This window comes from Rhizobium sp. ZK1 (assembly GCF_047782645.1).
In the GTDB taxonomy this organism is placed as follows: domain Bacteria; phylum Pseudomonadota; class Alphaproteobacteria; order Rhizobiales; family Rhizobiaceae; genus Rhizobium.
In genome coordinates this window covers 1,301,751-1,320,721 of sequence record NZ_CP180587.1, presented here as the reverse complement: position 1 = coordinate 1,320,721, position 18,971 = coordinate 1,301,751, and the positions used below count along the sequence as shown (strand labels likewise).

Below are 18,971 nucleotides of genomic sequence, written 5' to 3'. Positions count from 1 at the left end.
TCAGGCGGCCTTGCCTTGTTGCCAGGTGCGGAAGGCTTCGTTGATTTCGGCGGCCGTGCGGCGCGCGCCGTGCTGCAGGTATTCCATATTGGCGAGGGCCGCATCATGGGCCTCGATGGAGGAGCCGGCGACGCAGTCCTCGACGACGCGGCAATGGTAATCCGACTGGTGGCCGTCCGCGAAGGTGTAGTGGACGCAGATATTGGTGAGGCCGCCGACGAGGATCAAGGTATCGGCCTTGAGGCCGCGCAGCAGGATCTGCAGATCGGTACCGATGAAACCGGAGTAACGGCGCTTGACGATCACGTAGTCGTCGTCGCGCAAGCCGACTTCCTCGGCAGCAATGGCAGTGCCCGGCCAGTCTTCGCGCAGGTGCATGTCTTCGTCGCCATCCATTTCGCGGCCGTAATCGACGCCGCTCTTGCGGTGGCTTTCCTGCAGGAAGATGATCGGCACGCCGCCTTCGCGGGCAGCATCGATGACGGTGCGGGCCTTGCGCATGCGCTCGATAATGCCCGGCATCAGCGGGATCGAGCCGTCATCGTCGAAACCGACTTTCTGGATGTCGACGACGATCAGCACCGGTTGGCCGACGATCATTGGATTTTGCTTCTTTGGCATGGAATGCTCCTTCGATCTAAAAACGTGCACCGAGAAGTCTCGGAAGATTGCCCAGGCGGGCAACGGTGATGAAGCCGAACAGGCCGATCAGCATGAACAGGACGGCGCCGACACACATGGTTGGGGAGAAGCCGGTGCGCATGTTGGAGAAGATCTTCACCGGCATGGTCTCGGCGGTGAAGCCCGCCACCATGAAGGCGATGACATATTCGTTGAGGCTGAAGATCGCGACGAAGATGAAGCTCGAGACGACGAACGGCAGGACCATGGGGACTGCGACGGTTCTGAGGATATCGTTTTCGCGCGCGCCCATCGTCCGGGCCGCCTCGACGAGCGACTTGTCGATCGCCGAGAAGCCGAGCGAGATCATCACCAGCGGCACGGCAATGAAGGTCACGGCATGGCTGATGACGATGTTCTCGATCTGGCCGACATGCCGGACCGCGCCCCAGAACAGCAGGAACAGGACGGCGATAACGACCGGCGGGAGGATGAAGGGAATACCGGCCATTCCGGCCAGCAGCTTTGCAAAGCGTGAATTGGTCTTCCACTGGATATAGGCGATCGGAAAGGCGACGCTGATCGTCAAAAGCGAAGAGGCAACTGCGATGATCACCGAGCGGAGGAAGGCCGACGTCCATGCCGGATCCTCCATGAAGGCAAAGTACCAGCGCAGGCTGATATTTTGCGGCGGGAAGGTCATCTGTGCCGTTGTGTTGAAGCTGACACCTGCAACGATGATGAGCGGCGCCGCCAGGAAGAAGACCAGGCAGAGGAGGAAGAACTGGCGCAGGAGCTTGAGAACAAACCGGCTCATGACGTGTATCCCTTTCCGCCAACCCGGTTGATCACCAGGATCATCGCGCCGGTGACCAGCATCAGCAAGACGGCAATGGCGGAGGCCTGCGGCAGGTTCTGGGCGGAATTGGCCACTTCGCTGATGATGACGCCGATGGTCCAGTTGCTGGGACCGCCGAGCACCAGGGGCGCGACATAGGCCCCGATCGTCATCACCACGGTCGTCAGATAGGCGGTGGCGATCGGCTTGCGCATCAGGGGCAGAAGAATGTTGAAGAACGCCCGGACCGGGGTGGCTCCCATGGTGGAGGCCGCTTCCATATAGGAGGCGTCCATGCGCGACAGGCCAGGATAGATCGTCATCACGTTGAAGGGGACGACAACATAGATCAGGCAACTGACGACGGCATAAAAGCTTGGCGTCAGCGAGACTGGCTTGTCGAGGAGGCCAAGGAAGACGGCGATATTCGAGATGCCGACCCGCTTGGAAAGAATGATCTGCCAGGAGAAGGTGATCAGTACTTCGGACAAGGCAAGTGTCGTCAGCAGACCGATCAGCCAGACGATCTGCGCCTTACGGCTCATCCGGGTGATGAAATAGGTGGCCGGAAAGGCGATGATCATGCTGAGCGTGGCGACGGTCAGCGCCAGCCAGAGCGAGAAGGTCAGGCCGTTCAGCACCATCGGCTGGAATAGGCCCGCCATAGCCTCGAGCGACCAGCCGCTGCCCTGATAATAGGCGGGATCGACGCGGGCGAGGCTGACGCGCAGCAGGAGAACGAAGGGCACACCGAAAAAGGCGACGATCATGAAGAACGGCCAGGCGAGGCCGAAAGCTATCGACAGGCGCTTGCCGTTGACGCTCTCCTGTCCTGAGATGAGCGACATGGTCAATCCTCCAGCACGGTCACCGAACCCGGTGCGAAGGAGATGGAGAATTCGCCTGCTCCTTCGAGTTCAGCCCAGGCCGCGGGGGCGAGCGAGGCGATCACCTGGCGACCGCCGCTTTCCAGGAAGACTTCGACGCTCGAGCCGAGATCGCGTACGAAAGTGACCGTTCCGGAGGGCGCGTCGCTGCCGGCCACCGGTCGCGAGATGAGGGTGCTTTCCGGCCGGGCGCAGACCGTGACCCGATCTCCAGTTTTCGGCGACGTCGGGGCGGGGCTGGTGGTGATGACGCTTTCGCCGATCCGCACATGGTTGCGATCGACGAGAATTCCTTCGGCAAGATTGCTCTGGCCGATGAAGTCGGCGACGAAGCGGTTGACCGGCTTGCGATAGATATCGACCGGGCTGCCCACCTGCTGCACCTTGCCACGCGCCATGACGACGATCTGGTCGGCGATGGTCATCGCCTCGCGCTGATCGTGCGTGACGAAGATCGTGGTGATTTTCAGCTTCTGCTGTAATTGCCGCAATTCGACCTGCATATGGTCGCGCAATTTCGCATCGAGTGCCGAGAGCGGTTCGTCCATCAGGAAGAGAAGCGGCTCCTGCGCCAGTGCGCGGGCAATCGCGACGCGCTGTCGCTGGCCGCCGGAGAGTTGATCGACCCGCCGCGACTGCATGCCGGGCAGATCCACGAGCTTTAAAAGCTCGTCGATCCGTTCCTGCTTGTGATGCTTCGCCATCGTCCGATAACGAAGGCTGTAGCCGATATTGCCGGCCACATCGAGATGCGGGAACAATGCAAGGGCCTGGAAGACCATTCCGAAGTTTCGTTCGTTCGTCGGAATTCCGGTGATGTCGCGACCATCGAGGCGTACGGTGCCGCTTGTCGGGCGCTCGAGACCGGCGATGATCCGCATCAACGTCGTCTTACCGCAGCCGGACGGACCGAGGAAACAAACGAACTTGCCCTGTTCGATGTCAAGCGACACGTCGGAGACGACCGTATTTGCGCCGAAGGACTTCGTGAGGTGTGAGATTTCCAGGCCTTGCATCATTCCGTCCAGACTTACTGACCGAGCATCTTGAGCATCTGCGTCGAGATGTAATCGGCGTTCTTCACCTTTGCCGCGGAAGCGACGACGATCGGCTTGCCGGTGAAGGAAACCGCGTTGAACTCGTCATCCGTCAAGCTGAGTTTCGAACGCTCGATCAGCGGAGCGGCGCCGACGTTGCGGGCGATCAGCTCGTGGCATTCCGGCGTGGCGCTCCAGTCGAGGAAGGCGACCGTTGCGTCGCTCACCTGGGCGACCTTCGGAACGCACCATGCGTTATAACCGAGCACGGCGCCTTCCTTCGGAAAGATCGAGGCGACGTCAGTGCCTTCCTTTTTCATGATCATCGAGACGTCATGGAAATAGAGGCCGCCGACGACCTCGTCGTTCTGGTAGGCGCTCTGCATCGAGCCTTCGTCGGTCCACCAAAGCTTTGCATTGGGCTTCAGCTCGGCAATCTTCGCGATCACCTTGTCGATGCCCTCCTGGGTATCGAGCGTCGCGGCGCCGTCGAAATAGACGCCAGCGACGATGTCGAGCAGCACGCTGTTGCCGCCGCCCTGCAGGCCCCAGGCCGACGGGCGCGGCTTCCAGAGTTCCGTCCAGCTTTCCGGCAGCTTCTCGAATTCGGACGGGTTGGCGATCAGGGTTATGTACCAGGCCATGGCGCCGACGCCATCGACCTTGCCGCCGTCCTCATAGACAAAACCGTCCATCAGGTTGCCGAGGTTCTTGAGCTTCGAGCCTTCGACAGTTGCCCAGAGGCCGCGCTGGCGACCGCGAATAACATCTGCCTGGCCGGCGCAGCAGATATCCATGGGAGCCGAACCTGCCTGGATCGCCTGGCCGAGCTGGACGAGGAACTGCGAGCTGCCGGACTGCGGGATCGACTGGACCGCGATGCCGGTCTGTTTGGTAAATGCCGGATAGACGTCCTTTGCGAAAGCCTCTTCGAAGAAGCCGCCGAAGTTCGAGATCCTGAGCGTCGCCGCGGCATAAGAGGGGCGCACGAAGGGCGCGGAAATGAGCGTCGCCGCGGCAAATCCCCCGGCGGCCTTCAGAACCGATCTGCGCGATATCGCCGAGTGGCTGTCCTGGCCGGAGGGTGCGGAAGGCTTTCTGGATGCCATGCTATGTTCTCCTTTAGTGTCCCCTTGAGTGGATGGACAATTACTATGCAACGGTCATGCCAGATGTAAAAAATCATTTTAAAACAAAGAAATAGACAAATTCGAGCACTTCCGTGATGGGTTTTCGCAGACCCTAATTTCGAAGGAAAATAGGCATGTGCCCAAATAATAAGCGTATTGTATGCAATATTGCATACTAGAAATCGACGTGTATAATCGCGGCGTTGAGAGCCATTTCCGTTGCCTTCCGGTAGGTCGAAGGAGAGGGGTGGCGTCGGTGTTTATTCAAAGCGAGCGAGTGAAAATGACGTCTGAAAATCCGATCGTGCCGAAGCCTATGATCGTTGGGCGTGCCGCCCTGATCGTTGTCGATATTCAGAAATCGGGCTTCATGCCGCGTCCGACGACGTCGCGCCTGGAATTCATGGGCGATCATATCGAGCGCAACTGGCGTGCGAAGTCGGTCGTGGATGCGGCCCGCAAGGCCGGCATTCCCGTCATCTTCGTTCAAGAGGCCCATCGCGACAGCCTGATCGATTTCGGACGTGAACTCGACGGTTCGGAAAGCATCCATTGCCTCGAAAGCTCGCCGGGGACGCCTTTCCCGATCGAGGAAATGGAGATGAAGCCGGACGATCTGCGCATTACCAAGCGTCGTTATTCTGTCTTTTACGGCACTGAGATGGAAATCCTGCTGAAGGCGGTCAAAGCCGAGACGCTGTTCTTCGTCGGCGGCTTTACCGATGTCTGCATCCACTACAGCTTCGTTGATGCGCATCAGGGCGACTATTACTGCCGTGTTATCGAGGATTGCGTTTCTGGTTCCGGACAGGCGGCACATGATGCGGCGCTGGTCGCCATGGAATATCTGCAGGCCGGTGCCCGGCGCAGCGCCCGGGAGGTCATCGATGCCTTTAGCGATCAGGCCGCCGCGGCCTGATTGGGACGAGCATGAGCCGTATGACATGGAATGAGCTGCGGTCGCTTGCAGGCATCGCAGCTCCCCTGGCCGTGACCCAGGCAAGCCAGCTCGTCATGAGCCTGGCGGCAAGCGTCATGCTCGGCCGCCTAAGCGGCTCTGCGCTCGCGGCGGCCGGTCTCTGCGCCATCTTCATCCAGGCGCTCACCGTCGTTTCCCAGGGCGTCATCGCCGGCGCGCATCCGCTGATGGCGGCAGCAAGGGGCAAAAGCGAAACCGAAACGACGGAGAGAGACGGTGCAGCTTATGCCTTTGGCGGGGCGGTGCTGGTGGGCATCGCCTTTTCGCTCCTGTCGGTGGCGATCCTCCTCAATCTGCCCTCCGTACTGGCGCCGTTCGGCGTCGCTCCAGAAATTCTCGAGGATGTGCAACAGTTCATCGAAAGGGCGGCCTGGGCGTTGCCGGCCATTCTGTGGATCGCGCCGATCCGTCTCTATTGCTCGGTGTCGGGAAAATCCTGGCTGATCATGGCATCGGTTGGCCTCGGAGCGCTTTGCTACGTGCCGCTTCTGTCGGGTCTCACCTTCGGTATTTTCGATAGTCCCGGCAAGGGAATTGCTGGGGCAGGCCTTGCCTATATGATCGCCTGGTGGCTGATCGCCGGCGGATTGACAGCCTATGCGATTACCCGGAGGCATCTGCCGCTCTCGACGTTCCGCAGCGCCTTTCCGACCGCGGCGAAGGCGGCAAAAGATGTCTGGTCGATCGGCTGGCCGATCGCGCTGATCTATGCGGCGGAGCTCGGCATGACGCTGGTGTTGACGCTGATCACCAGCCGTTTCGGGACGGTCGCGATCGTCGCCAACCAGATCGCCTATACGCTGAACAGCATCGCCTTCAATCCGATCGTTGCAATCGGCCAAGCGGCGACTGTTCGCGTCGCCTACCATCTGGGTGCGGGCAGGGACGCCACCGCCCGGCTGGCCGGCAATCTCTCGCTGATCGTCGCAGCCGGCCTGATGGCGCTGTTCGGCACGATCCTGCTCGTGGCGTCGGATGATATTACCCGCCTGTTCCTCTCCACGGCGACCGCCGATTTCGCGGCCATCCAGGCCATGGCACAGAAGCTGATCATGATACTTGCCGCCTTTCTGGTCTTCGATGGCCTGCAGTCGGCCGCCAATGGCGCGCTCCGCGGCCTGAAGGATACAAGGGTGCCGATGATCATTGGCCTCTGCGGTTACTGGCTGCTCGGCGTGCCGATCGCCATCCTTCTATCCTTCGGTGTCGGCATGGACGTGGTTGGCGTCTGGTTCGGCATTCTGGCCGGCATTACCAGCGTCGCCTGCGCGCTCCTGCTGCGCTGGAAGAGCCTTGCTCATATCGCAGTTGCATCTGTTGCCGACCCGTCCGATACACGCCGAGGTCGAAGCATGTTGCGCAAGCTCACCAGTGCGACATAAGAATACCGCAAGAGATGGCCGCCTTGGACAGGATAATGAAGAACAAAACCAGCCGTACCAAAGACCTTCCTTCCGTCAGCGAGGCGGGATCGCGGCGGAAATTGACACGTGCCGAGGAAGTGCGCACGCGGCTTGCCGACGACATCGTCGACGGCAAGCTTTCACCGGGAATGCCGCTGGATGAAACAGAGATTGCCGCGAGCTATGGCGTTTCGCGGACCCCGTTGCGGGAAGCGATCCGGGATTTGGCGGCAATGGGTCTCGTCGAGACGCGACCGCACCGGAGCGCGATCGTCACGCGTCCGTCGCCGGAACATTTGCGGCAGATGTTCCGGGTCATGGCGGAGCTGGAAGCGCTGTGCGCAAGCCTTGCCGCCACCAGCATGACCCTTTCGGAACGGCGCAACCTCGAGACCATTCACGAGGGCCTTGCCCAGATTCTCAAGGAAAACGATCCGAGCCACTATCATGTGCTCAACGAGAAGTTTCATGCGGCGATCTATGCCGGCAGCCACAATGCCTATCTGGTCGAGATCACGCTCGCGACGCGCCGGCGGCTGTCGCCCTTCCGTCGCGCGCAGTTCCTGACATCCGGCAGGCTGGCTAAGTCCTACGCAGAACATGACGCGATACTCGTTGCGATCTTGCAGGGCAATCGTGATCAAGCTGCGACAACGATGCGAGCACACATTTTGACGGTCGAGGATTCCTACGAGGAGTACGCAGGTCTGAAGACCGACTGACCGGGTAACGGGAACGACGCCGCAAAAAACTATTCTCTCCCTTAGATGCCAGCGCGAGAAGGCCGCTGGCAAGCGTCTCGCCTGGTCGCGCGGCGGCAAGATCGTTCGAGTTGACCGCAACCATTTTCGACCTTTCTGTCGAATCTTTGTTGCAATTAATTCTCAATTGCAGAATAAAAGAAACCTACGGGTATCAATCCTTATTGCAATTGATTCTGAATTGCATGCAGGGCCGGATCGACGATGAGGTGCAATTAAGTCCTATTCGCAAAAGGAGGAATTATGCTCAATGGAGTAATGCGGTTGGTGCTGACCGGAATGACGGGGGCGGCATTCGCGGCCGCTCTGGCGGTTGTGCCCACTGTCGCTCAGGAGAAATTCAAGGCGGTCACGACCTTTACGGTCATCGCCGATATCGCCAGGAACGTCGCAGGTGACACGGCGATCGTTGAATCGATCACCAAGCCGGGAGCGGAGATTCACAACTATCAGCCGACACCGGGCGACATCCGGCGGGCGCAGGGTGCGCAGCTGATCCTCTGGAATGGTCTCAATCTCGAGCTCTGGTTCGAGAAGTTCTTCCAGAACCTGAAGAGTGTTCCCGGAGTTGTCGTATCCGAAGGCGTAGAGCCGATAGGCATCACCGAAGGCCCTTACACCGGCAAGCCAAACCCGCATGCCTGGATGTCGCCGACGGCGGCTCTGATCTACGTCGACAATATCCGCGACGCCTTCGTGAAGTATGATCCTGATAACGCTGATGCCTACAAGGCCAATGCCGAGGCCTACAAGACAAAGATCAAGGCTGTCATCGACCCGATCAAGGCGGAACTCGCCAAGGTCCCGGAAAACAAGCGCTGGCTGGTCTCGAGCGAAGGGGCCTTTTCCTATCTCACCCGCGACTTCGGCCTGAAGGAACTCTATCTGTGGCCGATCAACGCCGATCAGCAGGGTACGCCACAGCAGGTCCGCAAGGTGATCGATGCGGTGCGCAAGAACAAGATCGCCGTCGTCTTCTCCGAAAGTACGATCTCGTCCGCGCCTGCCGAGCAGGTGGCACGCGAGACCGGCGCCAGATACGGCGGCGTGCTCTATGTCGACTCGCTGACCGAAGCCGATGGTAAGGTTCCGACCTATATCGATCTGCTCCGTGTCACGTCGGACACGATCGCGAAAGGGCTGATCCAGTGACGAGGCCAGTCATCAACCTCGTCCGCCCCGCATCTTCGGATGCGGGGCCAGGCATCGTGGTGAGGGGCGCCACCGTTACCTACCGCAATGGCCATACAGCTCTTCGGGAGGCGAGCTTCCAGATCCCGACGGGCACTATCGCAGCACTTGTCGGGGTCAATGGTTCCGGCAAGTCGACCCTGTTCAAGGCGATCATGGGCTTCGTCCACCTCGCCAAGGGCGAGATCCGGGTGCTCGGCCTGCCGGTCGCTGAAGCGCTCCGCAGGAACCTCGTCGCCTACGTGCCGCAAGCCGAAGAGGTCGACTGGAATTTTCCGGTCCTGGTTGAAGACGTCGTGATGATGGGCCGCTACGGCCACATGGGCATGATGCGCCTACCGAAGGCGGCCGACCACGACGCCGTTTCGAAGGCGCTTGCGCGCGTCAATATGAGCGAGTTCCGCAAGCGTCAGATCGGGGAGCTTTCGGGCGGGCAGAGGAAGCGCGTCTTCCTCGCCAGGGCGCTCGCACAGGACGGCCGCGTCATCCTGCTCGACGAGCCCTTCACCGGCGTCGACGTCAAAACCGAAGATCAGATCATCAAACTGCTTCGGGAATTGCGCGACGAGGGCCGAGTGATGCTGGTCTCGACGCACAATCTCGGCAGCGTGCCGGAATTCTGCGACCGGACCATCCTGATTAAGGGTACGGTGCTCGCCTATGGCCCGACAATGGAGACCTTTACGCAAGCGAATCTCGAGCAGGCGTTCGGCGGCGTGCTGCGTCACTTCGTGCTGAACGAGGCCGCTGGCGGCAAGCCTCACGCGATCGGCGTCCTTACCGATGATGAACGTCCGCTGGTGCTTCAGGATGGCAAGGCGACGATACGAAAGCCGGACCTGGGTGACGGAGACCGGGAATGATGACCGGTCTCCTCGAACCCTTTACCTATGATTACATGCTGAACGCCATGTGGGTCTCCGCCCTTGTCGGCGGTGTCTGCGCGTTCCTGTCCTGCTATCTCATGCTCAAGGGCTGGTCGCTGATCGGCGACGCGCTTTCCCACTCGATCGTGCCAGGCGTGGCCGGCGCATATATGCTTGGCTTGCCCTTCGCCATCGGCGCATTCTTCTCGGGTACACTGGCTGCCGCTGCGATGCTCTTCCTCAACCAGCGCACCAAGCTGAAAGAAGATGCCATCATCGGTTTGATCTTCTCGGCATTCTTCGGGCTCGGCCTGTTCATGGTCTCGATCTCGCCGACCTCGGTGAACATCCAGACAATCGTGCTGGGCAACATCCTGGCGATTACGCCCGGCGATACGATCCAGCTCGCCATCATCGGCTTCGTCTCACTTGCGATCCTCCTCGTCAAATGGAAAGACCTGATGGTCACCTTCTTCGACGAGAGTCATGCGCGCTCGATCGGCCTCAACCCGACCGCCCTCAAGATCATGTTCTTCACACTGCTGTCGGCTTCGACGGTGGCTGCGCTCCAGACTGTGGGCGCTTTCCTCGTCATCTGCATGGTCGTCACACCAGGCGCAACGGCCTACCTGCTGACCGACCGTTTTCCGCGGTTGCTGGCCATCTCTGTCGCAATTGGTTCAATCACCAGCTTCGCCGGTGCCTATGCGAGCTATTTCCTCGACGGCGCGACCGGCGGCATCATCGTTTGCCTGCAGACACTGATCTTCCTGATCGCTTTCCTCTTCGCACCCAAACACGGAATGCTGGCCGCTCGTCGTCGCGCGGCACAAGCGCTGGAGGCTGGACTATGAGCTTCATCGAGACGCTTCTGTCGCCCTTCCAGTTCGACTTCATGGTCAACGCGCTTATTATCTCCGTGCTGGTCGCAATCCCGATGGCGTTGCTCTCATGCTTCCTCGTCCTCAAGGGCTGGTCGCTGATGGGCGACGCGATCAGCCACGCCGTCTTCCCCGGCGTCGTCATCGCCTACATCGTTGGCTTTCCCTATGGGATCGGCGCCTTCGTCGCCGGCATGTTCTGCGCCGTCGCCACCGGCTTCCTAAAGGAAAACAGTCGAATCAAGCAAGACACGCTGATGGGCATCGTGTTCTCCGGCATGTTCGGCCTCGGCCTCGTCCTCTATGTCAAAATCCAGTCGGACGTGCATCTCGACCATATTCTGTTCGGCGACATGCTCGGCGTCTCCTGGCGCGACATCGGCGGGTCAGCCGTCGTCGCCGCGATCACTGCCGGCATTATCGGCATCAAGTGGAAGGACTTTTTGCTCCATGCCTTCGATCCGGCCCAGGCGAGAGCCGTGGGCCTGCGCGTCAACCTACTGCACTATGGTCTGCTTTCCCTGATCTCGCTGACCATTGTCGGGGCGCTGCAGGCCGTCGGCATCATCCTGGCCATCGCCATGCTGATCGCGCCCGGAGCCATCGCCTTTCTGCTGACGCGGCGGTTCAGAACGATGCTGGTTCTCTCCGTTGTCATCGCAGCGGTCGGTTCCTTCCTCGGCGTCTATCTGTCGTTCTTCATCGACAGCGCACCGGCACCCACCATCGTACTTCTGCTCTCGATCGTCTTTGTGCTGGCGTTCATTCACGCCACGCGCAAGGCAGCGCGGGTCGAGACGTCACAGTCGGCCTGAGGCTCGTTCCCGCAGATCTGACAGACAGGAGCGGGCGTTGCGTTCTGTCACTCAAAGCCAGTTGATCCGCTTGAGGATCATCAGCGTTGCGACCGACGTGACCGCGACGAAGGCAACGATGATGATGAAAGCCCAGGTATCGTTGACGCCAGGGATTCCGCCGACATTCATCCCGAAAAGACCGGCCACTACGCTCGGCGGCAGCAGGAGGGCGGCGAGCGCCGCAAGCCGGTTGGAATTGCGGGCAATGCGTTCGCTGATGACAGTGGACAGGTCGTCATGAAGAATGCCGGTGCGGTCGCGGATGGCGTCGAGATATTCGATGAAGCGCATCAGCTTATCGATGACCTCGCGGAAACGCAGCTTGTCACGCTCCTTCAGCCAGAGAGCGTCGTCATGTTCGATACGGTTCAAGGCATCGCGCTGAGGTGCGAGATAGCGCCGAAGCTGCACGGAGCGGCGGCGAAGCTGTTTCAACCGCTCGCGCACCTCGCTGGCTTCGCCGTGAAAGATCAGCTCGTCCAATTCGTCGACCTCTTCGTCCATCGTGTCGAGCACTGGCTCGAGGTCGCGAACCAGCTTTTCGCTGACGAGAGCGAGCAGTTCTCCCGTCTGTCTGGGGCCTTTGCATTTGTCCAGGGCAAGGCGGATATCGCGCAAGGCGGTTATATAATGGCCGCTGTCGCGAAGGGTCACCAGCCTGTGCTCGTCCGCCCATATATGGAGGGGAACGAGATCGATTTCGGCCGGCCCGGCTTTTTCTTCTTCCGGCGGCCCGGCGCAGACGCTGCGAAGGATGATCAGCAGCCCGTCATCGATGCTTTCGACCCGTGGGCGCGACTCCTCCTGCAGCAAGGCGTCGGCGACCAGCGGATCGAAACCACCTCTCGTTGTCACCCATTCTGCGGCGGCCGGGTGATCGCGCTCGAAATGCAGCCAGACGACGCCGTCATCCGGCGCCCACCGACGCACCGCTTCCATATCGAGGGTGCGACAGCCGCCGCGTCCGTCAAGGAGTACGGCGAAACGCAAACCCGGCTCGGCGCCGTAATTTGCAACGCTCATGACCTGCTCGTGCATGAGAAACCCCCACCGCCAAAGTCCACGTCTCGTAAGCACACATCAATAGCTTAGCGAGTCGCCGCCGGGCGGCAAGACAATCGAATACAATGGTGCCGTAGGGGCAAAACTGCAGGCATCTTAAAATCTTGCAATGGTCGGATCGGGGCGATCCTTTTAGGCGCTCGATGCTCGTCACCGCCGTATGTCAGCAATTCACGAAGCCTTGGCCTCGAACGTGGGAGTAAAATCACCCAGCGATTTCGCCTTGAGGATCGTGCCCTCGATATCCTGCTCCACGATCGCTTCAAGATCGGCGAAACTATCGATGACATAATAGATCGGCTGGAGAATATCGATCCGGTAGGGCGTCCTCAGCACGCTCAGCAGATCGAACGGTCGAAATTCGCACGCCTTGCCTTCCGTTGCCGCCTTCGCTTCGCTTGGCGATGAGACGATGCCCGCGCCGAAGAAGCGGCGGCCTTGCGCCGTATTGATCAGGCCGAATTCGACCGTGAACCAGAAGATCCGGAACAGATGCCATGAATAGCCCTTGCCGAGGCGGACGGCAGTTTCGCCGAAATGCCGAACGAAATTGGCGTAGCTCTGGTTGGTCAGCATGGGGCAGTGGCCGAAAACTTCGTGGAACAGGTCCGGTTCCTCGATATAGTCGATATGCTCGCGACGACGGAGGAACGTTGCGAGCGGGAATTTGCCCTGCGACAGGAGTTCATAAAAGCGCGAGGGCGGAATGAGCGCCGGCACGCCTTCGACGCCGAAGCCGGTGGTCTCGTTCAGGCGTCGGTTCACATCGCGAAGCTGAGGCACCTTGTCCGGGTTCAGCCCCAGCATTTTGACGCCGTCAAGATATTCGCGGCAGGCCGTATCGGTCAGCAGCTTCATCTGACGCCGGTAGAGCTCACCCCATATCGCATCTTCTTCGGGCATGTAGGAATACAAACCATCCGGGCCGGGTAGTTTGGCGGTGTAGGTGCTTTCCTTGGTCACAGGCTTGATCCTCCCAGGCCGGTGCTATTCCTGCCATTATGATCCGGGTTTGGAGGATTTTCTTTTCTTTCCCGGCGGCAATTGCCATAATGGTGGGAAATATTCCCTGATATGATGCAGAAAATGAAAGAACCTGGGAATTTTCGCCGCACGCTTCTGCAACTCATCCAGGCCGACGGCAGCCTTTCGCTGGCAGACCTGGCGGAAAAGGCCGGCATGTCGCAGAGTTCGGCCTGGCGGAAGATACAGGAATTGGAGGCCGACGGCGTCATCCGAAAGCGCGTGACGCTGCTCGATCCCGGAAAACTCGATCTCAAGCTTTGCGTCATAGCGCATGTGACGCTGGAGGATCATCACGAAGAGGCGGTGGCATCCTTCGCTTCAGTGGTGCTGGAGCGGCCGGAGATCATGGAGTGCTACGCCCTGTCAGGTGCCTTCGACTACATGCTGAAGATAAGGGCGAGGGACGTGGAAAGCTACGAAGCCTTCATGACCCGCTACCTCATGCGCAACCCGCATGTGCGTACAGTCGTATCGAGCTTTGTGTTGCGCGAGCTCAAATTCTCGACCGAACTGCCGCTCTGAACCTCATGCCCGATCACCGCGTGCTGTCGCCATGCCAGCTACCCGGCATGTGTATCGGAAAGCCTTCGAATGTCTTCAGTGTATCGAGCACGATCGACGTCTTCACGTGCTGCACCGACTCGTGGGGCAATAGAACGTCGTTGACGAATTTTGAGAGGTCGGCGAGCCCGCGGGTCGCGACTTTCAGGTGATAATCCATTTCACCGGTCAATGCATAGGCTTCGAGAACTTCCGGCAAACCGTTGATCAACTGCGAAAATCTGCGGGCATTGTCTCTGTTGTGGGTCGCAAGCGTCACAGAGATGACCACCAGCATATCCAGGCCCAGCTTCTGTTGATCCAGATAGGCCCGGTAGCTGCGAATATATCCCTCGGATTCCAGTCTCGTCCGCCGACGCGAGCATTGCGAGGGTGAAAGCGCGATCCGCTCCCCCAGTTCGTTGTTCGTCAGTCGGCCGTCTTTTTGAAGTTCCTGGAGCAGGCGCAAATCCAATTTATCGAGCTGTTCATCCATTGCGCAAAATCTCCAAAAAACTCACGAACCGTGCATAATGTCTTCCTCCTGTGTGAAGAATGCAAGAACCTTGCATGCGTTTTGGGTCACACTTTGCACAGTCAAAGTCCAGTTCTTCAGGAGGAGAAAATGGGTCCTTTCCCGCATGATGCTCCGCCGTCGGAAATCACCGCCGACAATCCGGCCGGCACCGATGGCTTCGAATTCGTCGAATTCGCTCATCCTGAGCCTGAGAAGCTGCGCGAGCTCTTCACACGCATGGGTTATGTTGCCGTCGCAAAGCACAAGACGAAAGACATCACGGTCTGGCGTCAGGGCGATATCAACTATGTCCTGAACGCCGAAGTCGGCAGCCATGCCGCTCGTTTCGTCGCAGAGCATGGTCCCTGTGCTCCGTCGATGGCGTGGCGCGTTGTCGACGCCAGAGACGCTTTCGATCACGCGGTGTCGAAAGGCGCTGTCCCCTATGAAGGCGATGACAAGGCGCTCGACGTCCCGGCGATCGTCGGCATTGGCGGCTCGCTGCTCTATTTCGTCGAGAACTATGGGGCAAAGGGATCGGCATACGATGCCGAGTTCGATTGGCTTGGCGAGCGCAACCCGTATCCCCAGGGGATCGGTTTCTACTATCTCGACCATCTCACCCACAATGTCTTCCGTGGCAACATGGACAAGTGGTGGGATTTTTACCGCAACCTGTTCAATTTCAAGCAGATCCACTTCTTCGATATCGATGGGCGCATCACCGGGCTGGTGAGCCGGGCCATCACGTCGCCCTGCGGCAAGATCCGCATTCCGCTCAATGAATCGAAGGACGACACGAGCCAGATCGAGGAATACCTGAAGAAATACCGGGGCGAGGGCATCCAGCACATCGCCGTTGGAACGGAAGATATCTACGAGGCCACTGACAAGCTTTCACACAATGGCCTGCGCTTCATGCCGGGTCCGCCGGAAACCTATTACGACATGTCCTATGAACGCGTGAACGGTCATAGCGAACCTGTCGACCGCATGAAGAAGCACGGCATCCTCATTGACGGCGAAGGTGTGGTGAATGGCGGGATGACGAAAATCCTGCTCCAGATCTTCTCCAAGACCGTCATCGGACCCATCTTCTTCGAGTTCATCCAGCGCAAGGGCGACGAAGGTTTCGGGGAGGGCAATTTCCGCGCCCTTTTCGAGTCGATCGAGGCCGATCAGATCAAACGTGGTGTCATCGGTACTGCGGCGGAGTAAACTCGTAGGGTCACCTCGCGCGTCTGAAAAGACGCGCGAGCGTCGGAGGGTTTTCGGGGAGGAGTTGAGCATGGACCAAGCATCGATCCAGATGTCAGACAGTGAAGCAGCGACGGCAAACAAGCTGAAATATATGCCGGGGTTCGGCAACGATTTCGAAACGGAGTCGCTTCCCGGCGCCTTGCCCCAAGGCCAGAACAGCCCCCAGAAATGCAACTACGGTCTTTATGCCGAGCAGCTTTCGGGCTCGCCGTTCACTGCGCCGCGCGGGACGAACGAAAGGTCCTGGCTTTATCGCATTCGCCCGGGCGTGCGTCACACGAGCCGCTTCTCGAACGCCTCCTATCCGGACTGGAAGACCGCGCCTTGCCTGGACGAGCATTCGCTTCCCCTGGGCCAGCTTCGCTGGGATCCCGTCCCCGCACCCATCGAGAAGCTGACGTTTCTTCAGGGCGTGCGGACAATGACGACCGCAGGCGATGTCACGACCCAGGTGGGCATGTCGGCACATGCTTACGTCTTCAATGAGGACATGATCGACGATTATTTCTTCAACGCCGACGGTGAACTGCTGATCGTGCCGCAGCTCGGCGCCATCAGGGTGTTCACCGAAATGGGCATCATGGATGTAGAACCCCTGGAAATATGCCTCATACCCCGCGGCATGATGTTCAAGGTGCTGCGCAGCGGCAAACAGCCGGTCTGGCGCGGATATATCTGCGAGAACTACGGCGCAAAATTCACGCTGCCGGATCGCGGACCCATCGGTGCGAACTGCCTGGCAAATCCGCGGGACTTCAAGACGCCTGTCGCTGCTTTCGAGGACAAGGAAAAGCCTTGCCGCGTCCATGTGAAGTGGTGCGGAAAGTTCTATGTGACTGATATCGGCCACTCGCCCCTCGATGTAGTGGCCTGGCACGGAAATTACGCCCCCTTCAAATACGACTTGCGGACGTTTGCGCCGGTCGGCGCGATCCGCTTCGATCATCCCGATCCGTCGATTTTTTCGGTGCTGACCGCCCCAACTGAAGATGCAGGCACGGCGAATGTCGATTTCGTGATCTTTCCGCCGCGCTGGCTGGTGGCCGAGCATACTTTCCGTCCGCCGTGGTACCACCGCAACATCATGAGCGAGTTCATGGGCTTGATCCATGGCCAGTACGACGCCAAGGAGGGGGGCTTCGTGCCGGGCGGCATGAGCCTGCACAATATGATGCTTCCCCACGGGCCGGATGCGCTCGCCTTCGAAAAGGCATCCAATTCCGAGCTCAAGCCTGTGAAGCTGGATCATACCATGGCCTTCATGTTCGAGACCCGGTACCCACAGCAATTGACGAAATACGCAGCCGAGCTTGAAACGCTGCAGGACGATTACCTGGAGTGCTGGGACGGCCTGGAGCGCAAGTTCGACGGAACCCCAGGCATCAAATGATGGCATCAAGTGATGATCGGCCAAGCATCCTCTGGCACGGGAATGGAATATGAAGCTCGCGACGTTAAAAGACTCCACGAGAGACGGCCGGCTCGTCATCGTTTCCCGTGATCTTACCCGTTGTTGTGAAGTCGGTCACATTGCCCGGACCTTGCAGGCAGCACTCGATGACTGGGAACACCTGGCTCCGAGACTTGAACTGATTGCCGAAGGCATCGAGACCGGAGCCCAGCCGGCGATCAGGTTTCACGAACATGACGCCACATCGCCTTTGCCGCGGGCCTACCAATGGGCCGACGGTTCGGCCTACGTCAACCATGTCGAACTGGTGCGCAGGGCGCGGGGCGCCGAGATGCCGGCGAGCTTCTGGTGCGACCCGCTGATGTATCAAGGTGGTTCGGACGGCTTCCTCGCGCCGCGTGACCCGATCCTGGTAGCTGACGAGGCTTACGGGATCGACCTGGAGGGCGAGGTTGCCGTCGTCACCGGCGACGTTGCGATGGGTTCCAGTCCGGAGGCTGCGCGCGACGCCATCCGGTTGGTGATGCTCGTCAACGATGTGTCGCTGCGCGGTCTCATACCGGATGAACTGGCAAAGGGATTCGGTTTCTTCCAATCCAAACCGGCATCATCATTTTCCCCGATCGCGGTGACGCCGGACGAACTCGGAAAGGCGTGGGACGGCGGCAAGCTGCATCTTCCTTTGCTCGTGAGCTTGAACGGCAGGGTATTCGGCAAGGCGAATGCCGGCGTCGACATGACATTTGATTTTGGCCAGCTGATCGCCCATGCCGCCAAAACGCGCAATCTCGTGGCCGGAACGATCGTCGGCTCGGGAACGGTTTCCAACAAGCTGAACGGCGGCCCGGGCAGGCCGGTGGAAGACGGAGGAAACGGCTACTCTTGCATTGCCGAACTGCGGATGATCGAGGCCATCGAGACCGGGTCGCCGAAAACGCCGTTCATGCGGTTTGGGGATCAGGTTCGCATCGAGATGAAGGATCATGCCGGCCATTCGATCTTTGGGGCGATCGAGCAGACGGTCGAAGAATACAGGGGGACCGGGCCGCGATGAACGAGGTCGTTCTCTATGACTACTGGAGATCGTCCGCGAGTTATCGCGTCCGTATCGCGCTCAACCTCCTTGCGATCGACTATAAGATAGTGTCGATCAACTTGCTGCAAGGAGCGCACAAGATGCCGGAATATCTTGCGCTCAACTCGCAGGGCCTCGTGCCGACGTTGGTGATCGATGGAAGAACGCTGACGCAATCGCTGGCAATCATAGAGTACCTCGCCGAGGTTCGGCCGGAATGCGGATTGCTGCCGTTGGATATTGCCGATCGCCAGAACGTGCGTGCCCTCGCATATGCCGTCGCCATGGACATCCATCCGATATGCAACATGCACGTCGTGGCGCATCTCATGACCATGACTGACAAGGCCGACGCCCGGGAAGAATGGATGAAACATTTCATCACGGACGGACTTGGCAAGCTGGAAGCCATGATCGGCAAATTCGATGGAGAGTTCAGCCTTGGGGATACGCCAACGATGGCGGATCTCTGCCTTGTTCCACAAGTCTACAATGCCCGCCGCTGGGGCGTTGATATGACCGATTTCAAGCGCATCGTCGATATCGACGCCAAATGCGCCAAGCTGCCCGCCTTCCAGGCGGCACATCCCGACCGTGTGAGGCCGTAACCGAGCCCGAACCGTGACGAG

20 protein-coding genes are annotated in these 18,971 nt (G+C 59.4%); 12 read left to right on the top strand and 8 right to left on the bottom strand.

From position 1 onward, the window contains the following. From ACK9YZ_RS28630 to ACK9YZ_RS28610, 5 genes are read right to left on the bottom strand one after another with little or no spacing between them, the layout of a single operon-like run. Window positions 1–621 carry a cysteine hydrolase family protein gene (locus ACK9YZ_RS28630; protein WP_216760308.1) on the bottom strand — a complete coding sequence of 207 codons (621 nt, stop codon included), beginning with the start codon at window positions 619–621 and terminating at the stop codon, window positions 1–3. 16 nt (window positions 622–637) lie between these two features. Further along, entirely contained in the window at window positions 638–1,438 is an 801-nt protein-coding gene (locus ACK9YZ_RS28625; protein WP_216760309.1) for an ABC transporter permease, read from the bottom strand. Further along, entirely contained in the window at window positions 1,435–2,307 is an 873-nt protein-coding gene (locus ACK9YZ_RS28620; RefSeq protein WP_416066971.1) for an ABC transporter permease, read from the bottom strand. Before ACK9YZ_RS28620 ends, ACK9YZ_RS28625 begins: the two co-directional genes overlap by 4 nt. A gap of 2 nt (window positions 2,308–2,309) precedes the next feature. Beyond that, window positions 2,310–3,362, bottom strand: a complete 1,053-nt coding sequence (locus ACK9YZ_RS28615) for an ABC transporter ATP-binding protein (protein WP_416068448.1) — start codon at window positions 3,360–3,362, stop codon at window positions 2,310–2,312. A gap of 14 nt (window positions 3,363–3,376) precedes the next feature. Continuing rightward, window positions 3,377–4,492 (bottom strand): ABC transporter substrate-binding protein, encoded by a 1,116-nt coding sequence (locus ACK9YZ_RS28610; protein ID WP_416066970.1) that lies wholly within the window; start codon window positions 4,490–4,492, stop codon window positions 3,377–3,379. Window positions 4,493–4,796: 304 nt separating this feature from the next. On the opposite strand from ACK9YZ_RS28610, the gene ACK9YZ_RS28605 reads away from it, so the two are divergent. The 7 genes from ACK9YZ_RS28605 (at window position 4,797) to ACK9YZ_RS28575 (ending at window position 11,409) form a co-directional block, all read left to right on the top strand. Continuing rightward, window positions 4,797–5,432, top strand: a complete 636-nt coding sequence (locus ACK9YZ_RS28605; RefSeq protein WP_416066969.1) for a cysteine hydrolase family protein — start codon at window positions 4,797–4,799, stop codon at window positions 5,430–5,432. Between the two features lie 11 nt (window positions 5,433–5,443). Then, window positions 5,444–6,874 (top strand): MATE family efflux transporter, encoded by a 1,431-nt coding sequence (locus ACK9YZ_RS28600; protein ID WP_416066968.1) that lies wholly within the window; start codon window positions 5,444–5,446, stop codon window positions 6,872–6,874. 35 nt (window positions 6,875–6,909) lie between these two features. Then, a complete protein-coding gene (locus ACK9YZ_RS28595; RefSeq protein ID WP_416066967.1) occupies window positions 6,910–7,617 on the top strand; it encodes a GntR family transcriptional regulator in 708 nt (235 codons plus the stop codon). Window positions 7,618–7,899: 282 nt separating this feature from the next. Further along, entirely contained in the window at window positions 7,900–8,808 is a 909-nt protein-coding gene (locus tag ACK9YZ_RS28590; protein WP_416066966.1) for a metal ABC transporter substrate-binding protein, read from the top strand. After that, on the top strand, window positions 8,805–9,710 hold the full coding sequence (locus ACK9YZ_RS28585) for a manganese/iron ABC transporter ATP-binding protein (RefSeq protein WP_416066965.1): 906 nt from the start codon (window positions 8,805–8,807) through the stop codon (window positions 9,708–9,710). Before ACK9YZ_RS28590 ends, ACK9YZ_RS28585 begins: the two co-directional genes overlap by 4 nt. Next, window positions 9,707–10,567: a metal ABC transporter permease gene (locus ACK9YZ_RS28580; RefSeq protein ID WP_416066964.1), complete on the top strand. Its 861-nt coding sequence runs from the start codon at window positions 9,707–9,709 to the stop codon at window positions 10,565–10,567. Before ACK9YZ_RS28585 ends, ACK9YZ_RS28580 begins: the two co-directional genes overlap by 4 nt. Next, the gene (locus ACK9YZ_RS28575) at window positions 10,564–11,409 is read left to right on the top strand and encodes a metal ABC transporter permease (protein WP_416066963.1); all 846 of its coding nucleotides are present in this window, start codon (window positions 10,564–10,566) and stop codon (window positions 11,407–11,409) included. The genes ACK9YZ_RS28580 and ACK9YZ_RS28575 overlap by 4 nt, the downstream gene beginning before the upstream one ends. A 51-nt stretch (window positions 11,410–11,460) precedes the next feature. On the opposite strand, the gene ACK9YZ_RS28570 is transcribed toward ACK9YZ_RS28575, so the two are convergent. Then, window positions 11,461–12,474, bottom strand: a complete 1,014-nt coding sequence (locus ACK9YZ_RS28570; protein WP_416066962.1) for a CorA family divalent cation transporter — start codon at window positions 12,472–12,474, stop codon at window positions 11,461–11,463. Between the two features lie 210 nt (window positions 12,475–12,684). Continuing rightward, window positions 12,685–13,476, bottom strand: coding sequence for a phenylalanine 4-monooxygenase (locus tag ACK9YZ_RS28565; protein WP_416066961.1), 792 nt, complete (start codon window positions 13,474–13,476; stop codon window positions 12,685–12,687). A 123-nt stretch (window positions 13,477–13,599) separates the two neighbouring features. On the opposite strand from ACK9YZ_RS28565, the gene ACK9YZ_RS28560 reads away from it, so the two are divergent. Further along, the gene (locus tag ACK9YZ_RS28560; protein ID WP_220332720.1) at window positions 13,600–14,061 is read left to right on the top strand and encodes an Lrp/AsnC family transcriptional regulator; all 462 of its coding nucleotides are present in this window, start codon (window positions 13,600–13,602) and stop codon (window positions 14,059–14,061) included. Window positions 14,062–14,074: 13 nt separating this feature from the next. Here ACK9YZ_RS28560 and ACK9YZ_RS28555 read toward each other — a convergent pair whose 3' ends face one another. Next, window positions 14,075–14,575: an Lrp/AsnC family transcriptional regulator gene (locus ACK9YZ_RS28555; RefSeq protein WP_183733751.1), complete on the bottom strand. Its 501-nt coding sequence runs from the start codon at window positions 14,573–14,575 to the stop codon at window positions 14,075–14,077. Window positions 14,576–14,704: 129 nt separating this feature from the next. On the opposite strand from ACK9YZ_RS28555, the gene hppD reads away from it, so the two are divergent. From hppD to maiA, 4 genes are all read left to right on the top strand, one after another. Further along, window positions 14,705–15,814, top strand: a complete 1,110-nt coding sequence (gene hppD, locus ACK9YZ_RS28550) for a 4-hydroxyphenylpyruvate dioxygenase (protein ID WP_416066960.1) — start codon at window positions 14,705–14,707, stop codon at window positions 15,812–15,814. A gap of 70 nt (window positions 15,815–15,884) precedes the next feature. Next, window positions 15,885–17,246, top strand: coding sequence for a homogentisate 1,2-dioxygenase (hmgA, locus tag ACK9YZ_RS28545; protein WP_416066959.1), 1,362 nt, complete (start codon window positions 15,885–15,887; stop codon window positions 17,244–17,246). Between the two features lie 49 nt (window positions 17,247–17,295). Further along, window positions 17,296–18,321 (top strand): fumarylacetoacetate hydrolase family protein, encoded by a 1,026-nt coding sequence (locus ACK9YZ_RS28540; protein WP_416066958.1) that lies wholly within the window; start codon window positions 17,296–17,298, stop codon window positions 18,319–18,321. Continuing rightward, window positions 18,318–18,950, top strand: a complete 633-nt coding sequence (gene maiA / locus ACK9YZ_RS28535; protein ID WP_416066957.1) for a maleylacetoacetate isomerase — start codon at window positions 18,318–18,320, stop codon at window positions 18,948–18,950. Before ACK9YZ_RS28540 ends, maiA begins: the two co-directional genes overlap by 4 nt. Window positions 18,951–18,971: the final 21 nt, after the last annotated feature.